Genomic DNA, 7,481 nt, shown 5'->3' with positions numbered 1-7,481 from the left:
GGCGGTGTAACAGTCTCTTCTTCTCAGTTTCATATTTAAGGCCACCTTCGGGTGGCCTTTTTTATGGACTCTGTTTTTTACGTTGAGAGGGTGTGTATATCCGTTTTTTTGGTAACGGCGACTTAGGGTTCCGCTCTTACAGCGGGTCACTTTTTCCAAGAGCCGAAAAAGTAACCAAAAAGGCCCTGCTCCTGGCTTGGCCCTCCTGCGTCGGGTACCCGCACTCCGACGACGCTCCGTGGGCCCGCGCTGAACGGACATCCATGTCCTGGCAGCGCTCTCGCGGCATCCATGCCGCTCGGCCCACTGCGCGTCGTCTGCGCTTGGCCTGCACCCAAGTCGCGATTTGCGGTGTCCGGAATATCGATGTCGAAAAGCAAAATCAAAAGCAGATCTATCAGGCTGACACAGTCCCTGTAGGAGCGTGGCTTGTCCCGCGATCTACCGCGCAGCGGTAGCAAAATCAGGCGACTCAATTGTGCCTGACACCCCGCATGCACAGGTATTGCTGCCGGTTCCCGGCAGATCGCGGGACAAGCCACGCTCCTACAAGAGAGAGGTGCGGGAAATGGATGCACGAACCAAGAAAGCGATGAGCGTTAGCTCCAGCCCGCATTGCTTTTGTACGCAACAGTCCAGACGACACACATCGCGACTTGGGTGCGGGTATCCGACGAAGGAGGGCCAAGCCAGGAGCAGGGCCTTTTTGGTTACTTTTTCGTGGTCCGACATTTCGGCTCTTGGAAAAAGTGACCCGCTGTAAGAGCGGAACCCATATCAGCACCACCCGAGCTAACGGATATGCACCCAAAGCCGAGCGTGTCCGTCACGCTTCCTTAGGCTTCCTTAGGCTTCCCATGCGCCGCCAGCCGCTCCAGCGCCGCACGGAGCTTGGGATCACTGATCCCCTCAGCCGTCGAACTGATCGACTCAGCCGCCGCGGTCGACAAATCCCTGGAATGACCAACGGCACCCCGGTGCACCGTTGCAGGCTGTACCTTGAGTTGCAGTCGGGTAAGGTTGGCGAATTCTTTGAACGCCACCAATTGCCGCTGCAACCGCTTCTGCTGATAACGCAGACGCGTCGCCCAGTGCCCGTCGGTGACAATCAATAGAAGAGTACCCTCACGCCACGAGGCCACATGGCAGTGCTCGCGCGCTGCGGGTTGCAACTGGCTTTCCAGCAGGCGCTGTAAATGCGCCAGTCGCTGGGCATGATTGAAAATGGCTTTAAGCGGCCTGGCTTCGCGCAGAAGAACAGCCGGTGAGCGAGCCGGTAGAGGACGAAATGCCACGAAAGGTACCTTTTCTTACAAGCGCGGGATAGTACCAGAAAGCGTGAGTGGGTCCGGCAGGCAACCCGATCTGGAGCGTGCCAACGTCCGGTTCATGAAAAAACATTAATAAAACTTCTCCCCGCGATGGGTTGAAGTCCCGGGAAATGCCCCTATTGTACATCTGCCCCGTAACATTGCTGTGCCAGCATCGTGGAATAACGCCACTTTCCTCACCACCATTTCCGGGTAGAATGCTCGTTCGCATGCGGCCATGAGGGCTGCACGGGCGACTCACGGGGCCGCCCTCCATCCCTATGTGTGGAAGATCCTGTCGATATGTTTGCACCTTTGTTAAAAAAACTTTTCGGAAGCAAAAACGAGCGCGAAGTGAAGCGCATGCTCAAGACGGTCCAGATCGTCAACAGCTTCGAAGAGCAAATGGTGGCCCTTTCGGACGAGCAACTGCGTGCCAAAACCGAAGAGTTCAAGGCCCGCATAGCCAAAGGTGAGACCCTCGATCAGCTCCTGCCTGAAGCGTTCGCGGTTTGCCGTGAAGCGGGCAAGCGCATCATGGGGATGCGTCACTTCGACGTTCAGTTGATCGGCGGCATGACGCTGCACGAAGGCATGATCGCCGAGATGCGTACCGGTGAAGGCAAGACCCTGGTAGCGACTCTGGCGGTGTACCTCAACGCTTTGTCCGGCAAGGGCGTGCACGTGGTCACGGTGAACGACTACCTGGCCCGTCGTGACGCCAACTGGATGCGTCCGCTGTATGAATTCCTCGGTCTGAGCGTCGGCGTTGTCACGCCCTTCCAGCCGCCGGAAGAGAAGCGCGCTGCGTATAACTCGGACATCACCTACGGCACCAACAACGAGTTCGGTTTCGACTACCTGCGCGACAACATGGCGTTCAGCCTGGAAGATAAATTCCAGCGCGAGCTGAATTTCGCGGTCATCGACGAAGTGGACTCCATCCTCATCGATGAAGCGCGTACGCCGCTGATCATCTCGGGTCAGGCTGAAGACAGCTCCAAGCTCTACACCGAAATCAACAAGCTGATCCCAAGACTCGAGCAGCACATCGAGGAAGTGGAAGGTGTGGTCACCAAACAGGGCCACTACACCATCGACGAGAAATCGCGGCAGGTGGAGCTGAACGAGTCCGGTCACCAGTTCATCGAAGAGATGCTCACCGAAGTCGGCTTGCTGGCGGAAGGCGAGAGCCTGTATTCCGCGCATAACCTTGGCCTGCTGACCCACGTCTACGCCGGTCTGCGTGCGCACAAGCTGTTCCATCGCAACGTTGAGTACATCGTTCAGGACGGCAATATTCTGCTGGTCGACGAGCACACCGGTCGTACCATGCCGGGTCGTCGCCTGTCCGAAGGCCTGCACCAGGCGATCGAAGCAAAAGAGCACCTGAACATTCAGGCCGAGAGCCAGACCCTGGCCTCGACCACGTTCCAGAACTACTTCCGTCTGTACAACAAGTTGTCCGGCATGACCGGTACTGCAGACACCGAAGCGTTCGAATTCCACCAGATCTACTCGCTGGCCGTGATGGTCATTCCGCCGAACAAACCGTTGGCGCGTAAAGACTTCAATGACCTGGTGTACCTGACTGCCGAGGAGAAGTACGCGGCAATCATCACCGACATCAAGGCCTGTCTGGCCGAGCAGCGTCCGGTGCTGGTCGGTACCGCGACCATCGAAACTTCCGAGCACATGTCCAATCTGCTGCGCAAGGAAGGCATTGACCACAAGGTTCTGAACGCCAAGTTCCACGAGAAAGAAGCCGAGATCATCGCGCAAGCGGGTCGTCCGGGCGCCTTGACCATCGCCACCAACATGGCGGGTCGTGGTACCGACATCCTGTTGGGCGGTAACTGGGAAGTCGAAGTCGCAAGCCTCGAAGACCCGACCCCGGAGCAGATCGCACAGATCAAGGCCGACTGGCAGAAGCGCCATCAGCAAGTGATCGAGGCGGGTGGTCTGCACGTCATCGCGTCCGAGCGTCATGAATCGCGTCGTATCGATAACCAGCTGCGCGGTCGCGCCGGCCGTCAGGGCGACACCGGTTCCAGCCGTTTCTATCTGTCGCTGGAAGACAGCCTGATGCGCATCTTCGCCTCTGACCGGGTGAAGAACTTCATGAAGGCACTGGGCATGCAGTCCGGCGAAGCGATCGAACACCGCATGGTGACCAACGCGATCGAGAAGGCGCAGCGCAAGGTTGAAGGCCGTAACTTCGACATTCGCAAGCAGTTGCTCGAGTTCGACGACGTTTCCAACGAACAGCGTAAAGTGATCTACCACATGCGTAACAGCCTGCTGGCTGCGACCAACATTGGTGACACCATTGCCGAGTTCCGCGAAGAAGTCCTCGACGCCACGATCAATGCACATATTCCTCCACAATCGCTGCCAGAGCAGTGGGATGTGGCCGGTCTGGAAGCGGCACTGAACAGCGACTTCAGCGTGAAGCTGCCGATCCAGCAATGGCTGGACGAAGACGATCACCTGCATGCGGAAAACCTGCGTCCGAAGCTGTTGGAAGCCATCATGGCGGCTTACAACGAGAAGGAAGACCAGGCCAGCGCCGAAGCATTGCGCACCTTCGAGAAGCAGATTCTGCTGCGTGTTCTGGACGATCTGTGGAAAGACCACCTGTCGACCATGGACCACCTGCGTCACGGTATTCACCTGCGCGGCTACGCTCAGAAGAACCCGAAGCAGGAATACAAGCGCGAGTCCTTCACCCTGTTCCAGGAACTGCTGGATTCGATCAAGCGCGACACTATCCGTGTGCTTTCGCACGTTCAGGTTCGCCGCGAAGACCCTGCCGAAGAAGAAGCGCGTCTGCGTCGCGAAGCCGAAGAGCTGGCTCAGCGCATGCAGTTCCAGCACGCTGAGGCGCCGGGTCTTGAGCATCCGGACGCGCTGGCTGAAGAGGGCGAGGACGTTGCAGTCGCGGCCGCCACGGCGATGTCGCCGGTGCGCAACGACCAGAAGCTGGGCCGTAATGAGCTTTGCTGGTGTGGCTCGGGCAAGAAATTCAAACACTGTCACGGCCAGATCAATTAAGTAAAGGCCGACAGGGGCTGTACCGTACTACCACGCCGCGACCGGCCCAGCCGTCGCGGCGTTTTTCAATTGATCGAGCCGTGCCGGTGATCCGGGCGGCGTGATATCTCTCAAGGAGCGCATTTCATGGCTGTTGGTCTTGGTCCTCTGCCGACTCTGCACCCGGTTCCGGGTTTTGAACTGGGTATCGCCTCTGCCGGCATCAAGCGCCCTGGGCGCAAGGATGTGGTCGTCATGCGCTGCGCCGAAGGCTCCAGCGTCGCGGGCGTGTTCACCCTGAACGCATTCTGCGCGGCGCCGGTGATTCTTTCCAAACAGCGTGTGCAGGGCACCGTGCGTTACCTGCTGACCAACACCGGCAACGCAAACGCAGGCACCGGTGAGCCGGGGCTGGCCGCTGCAGAGCGCACCACGGCCAGGCTGGCCGAGCTAACGGGCGTCGACGCCAGCGCCGTGCTGCCGTTCTCCACGGGTGTGATCGGTGAGCCGCTGCCTGTGGAAAAGATCGAGGGCGCGCTGCAAGCCGCCCTGGACGACCTGTCCGTGGATAACTGGGCGGCTGCGGCCACCGGCATCATGACCACCGACACGTTGCCAAAAGGCGCGAGCCGGCAGTTCCAGATCGATGGCGTGACCGTCACGGTGACCGGCATCAGCAAAGGCGCCGGCATGATTCGTCCCAACATGGCGACCATGCTGGGTTACATCGCTACCGACGCCAAGGTGTCCCAGAGCGTGCTGCAAGACCTCATCCGTGATGGCGCGAACAAGTCATTCAACCGCATTACCATTGACGGCGACACCTCGACCAACGACTGCTGCATGTTGATCGCGACCGGTCAGGCCAACCTGCCGGAAGTGACCGAAGCCCGCGGCCCGCTGTTCGATGCGCTGAAAAAAGCCGTGTTCGACGTGTGCATGGACGTGGCTCAGGCCATCGTGCGTGACGGCGAAGGGGCCACCAAGTTCGTGACCGTTGAAGTCAACGGTGGTGGCAATCATCAGGAATGCCTGGATGTCGGCTATACCGTCGCCCACTCGCCTTTGATCAAGACTGCGCTGTTCGCCTCCGATCCGAACTGGGGCCGTATCCTGGCCGCTGTCGGCCGTGCCGGCGTACCGGACCTCGACGTGAGCAAGATCGACGTTTTCCTGAGTGGCGTCTGTATCGCCAGCAAAGGCGCGCGCGCGTCGACCTACACCGAAGCGCAGGGCTCGGCGGTGATGGCTGAGGAAGAAATCACCATCCGTATCGAGCTGGGTCGCGGTGACTGCAGCGAGACGATCTGGACCACTGACCTGTCCCACGAGTACGTGAAGATCAACGCGGAATACCGCACCTGATTCAGGTGGGATTTCGTCATCGGGTAGGAGCACATGTGCCCGCGATAACGTCGTGTATCGAACATTGTCGTTTGACATGATGTGATTGCGGGCAAGCGCACTCCTACAGGTTTTATGAAGTCATGCGTTTTTCAACGGAGCCAGACCATGAGCCTGCACCTGATCATCGGCGACAAACGTTATTCTTCCTGGTCCATGCGGCCTTGGCTGGTGCTGGAAATGATCGGTGCGCCCTTCACCGATCAGGTCATCCGCCTGAACCAGGCCGACACCGACCGGCTGATCCGCGAGCACTCGTCCAGCGGCAAAGTCCCTGCGCTCAAGTGCGACCACGGCACCATTGTCGATTCGCTGGCGATCTGCGAATACCTGGCCGAGCTGTTTCCCAAGGCCAACGTCTGGCCAGCGGACACCGCTGCCCGAGCACAGGCGCGTTCGGCGTGCGCACAAATGCACAGCGGTTTCATGGGCTTGCGGTCGAATCTGCCCATGGACCTGCGTCGTGATGAAGCGCTGGAGGTGATTCCGGTGGAGGCGCAGGCCGACATCGAACGCGTTATCGAACTGTGGGCCGAGTGCCGTACGGCGTCGAAGGACGGTGGTCCGTTCCTGTTCGGCAAGCCAGGCATCGTCGATGCATTCTTTGCACCGGTCGCCGTGCGCCTGCGCACCTATCGCGTCGAGTTGCCCGCCGACGCAGCTGCCTATGTCGAAACGATTTACCAATGGCCTGCGTTCCAACGCTGGGAGCAGGCAGGTTTAGAGGAAGGCTGAACGTGAAACGAATCCATGTCGCCGCCGCGGTCATTCGTGGCTCCGACGGCAAGATTCTCATTGCCCGACGCGCTGACAAACAGCACCAGGGCGGTTTGTGGGAGTTTCCCGGTGGCAAGGTCGAGCCTGACGAAACTGTCCAGGCGGCCCTGGCCCGTGAGTTGAAAGAAGAACTGGGCATCGCTGTCGTGGCGGCGCGGCCGCTGATCAAGATCAAGCACGACTACCCGGACAAACAGGTATTGCTGGACGTCTGGGAAGTCTCCTCGTTTACCGGCGAGCCCCATGGCGCTGAAGGTCAGCCGTTGGCCTGGGTGTCGAACCGCGAGTTGGCCAGCTATGAGTTCCCTGCGGCCAATCAGCCGATCGTCGCGGCGGCGCGGTTGCCGGGCGAATACCTGATCACGCCGGATGCCCTCGAAACCCCGGCGTTGTTGCAGGGGATTCAGAAGGCGATTGCAGGCGGCATCAAGCTGATCCAGTTGCGCGCCCCGAATGGCTATGACCCGAAATACCGTGATGTGGCGGTAGACGCGGTCGGGCTTTGTGCGGGAAAGGCGCAGTTGATGCTCAAAGGGCCGCTGGAGTGGCTGGGCGATTTCCCGGCTGCCGGCTGGCACCTGACCAGCGAGCAACTGCGTAAATACGCCAGCAAGGGCCGTCCGTTCCCTGAAGAGCGCTGGTTGGCTGCGTCATGCCATAACGCTGAGGAGTTGTCGCTGGCTGAGCAGATGGGCGTGGATTTCGTCACACTGTCCCCGGTCCAGCCGACCCAGACTCATCCCGATGCGCACCCGCTGGGTTGGGAAAAAGCGCGCGAGCTGATCGAAGGCTTCAGCAAACCGGTGTATCTGTTGGGTGGCGTCGGGCCGACGGAGCGTCAGCAGGCGTGGGAAAACGGCGCGCAAGGCGTGGCTGGAATCCGGGCGTTCTGGCCCGATAACTGACATGAACCACCTGTAGGAGCGTGGCTTGTCCCGCGATCGGGGGGGAACCCGC

Annotated in this window: 5 protein-coding genes; 4 read left to right on the top strand and 1 reads right to left on the bottom strand. The window is 59.7% G+C overall.

All coding sequences use genetic code 11. The features are described from left to right. Positions 1 to 836 precede the first annotated feature (836 nt). The gene (locus tag BMY73_RS23930) at positions 837 to 1,295 is read right to left on the bottom strand and encodes a DUF721 domain-containing protein (protein WP_062384179.1); all 459 of its coding nucleotides are present in this window, start codon (positions 1,293 to 1,295) and stop codon (positions 837 to 839) included. Positions 1,296 to 1,613: 318 nt separating this feature from the next. Between BMY73_RS23930 and secA the strand changes: the two genes are divergently transcribed. The 4 genes from secA to BMY73_RS23910 all read left to right on the top strand — a co-directional run bounded on the left by secA (position 1,614) and on the right by BMY73_RS23910 (position 7,429). After that, positions 1,614 to 4,364 (top strand): preprotein translocase subunit SecA, encoded by a 2,751-nt coding sequence (gene secA / locus BMY73_RS23925; RefSeq protein ID WP_062384177.1) that lies wholly within the window; start codon positions 1,614 to 1,616, stop codon positions 4,362 to 4,364. 126 nt (positions 4,365 to 4,490) lie between these two features. Beyond that, positions 4,491 to 5,708: a bifunctional glutamate N-acetyltransferase/amino-acid acetyltransferase ArgJ gene (argJ, locus tag BMY73_RS23920; RefSeq protein ID WP_062384174.1), complete on the top strand. Its 1,218-nt coding sequence runs from the start codon at positions 4,491 to 4,493 to the stop codon at positions 5,706 to 5,708. A gap of 147 nt (positions 5,709 to 5,855) precedes the next feature. Continuing rightward, positions 5,856 to 6,482 (top strand): glutathione S-transferase family protein, encoded by a 627-nt coding sequence (locus BMY73_RS23915; RefSeq protein ID WP_092410210.1) that lies wholly within the window; start codon positions 5,856 to 5,858, stop codon positions 6,480 to 6,482. 2 nt (positions 6,483 to 6,484) lie between these two features. Further along, the gene (locus tag BMY73_RS23910; protein ID WP_092410208.1) at positions 6,485 to 7,429 is read left to right on the top strand and encodes a Nudix family hydrolase; all 945 of its coding nucleotides are present in this window, start codon (positions 6,485 to 6,487) and stop codon (positions 7,427 to 7,429) included. Positions 7,430 to 7,481: the final 52 nt, after the last annotated feature.

The organism is Pseudomonas sp. NFACC02 (genome assembly GCF_900110765.1).
Taxonomy (GTDB): Bacteria; Pseudomonadota; Gammaproteobacteria; order Pseudomonadales; family Pseudomonadaceae; genus Aquipseudomonas.
Note: the sequence above shows the minus strand (reverse complement) of the source record. Positions and strands in the feature narration are given on the sequence as shown.